The following is a 243-nucleotide window of genomic DNA, read 5'->3' as shown; positions in this document are numbered from 1 at the left end:
AGCGTATTAAATGAAATGGTTTTGAACGTCTCATTACCTGATATTGCAAATGATTTTAATAAATCACCGGCGAGTACAAACTGGGTTAACACAGCCTTTATGTTAACCTTTTCTATTGGAACAGCTCTATATGGAAAGCTATCTGATCAGCTAGGCATTAAAAGGTTACTCCTATTTGGGATTATAATAAATTGCTTCGGATCGGTAATTGGGTTTGTTGGACATTCTTTTTTTCCCATACTT

Annotated in this window: 1 protein-coding gene; it reads left to right on the top strand. The window is 35.0% G+C overall.

The window, feature by feature from the left end:
- Positions 1-243 (top strand): MFS transporter (locus AWV70_RS22720; protein ID WP_153010124.1); only part of this gene is annotated, 243 nt, incomplete at both ends.

The organism is Sporosarcina koreensis (assembly GCF_001531445.1).
GTDB classification, from domain to species: Bacteria; Bacillota; Bacilli; order Bacillales_A; family Planococcaceae; genus Sporosarcina; species Sporosarcina koreensis_C.
This window is presented reverse-complemented; position numbering and strand designations above follow the sequence as displayed.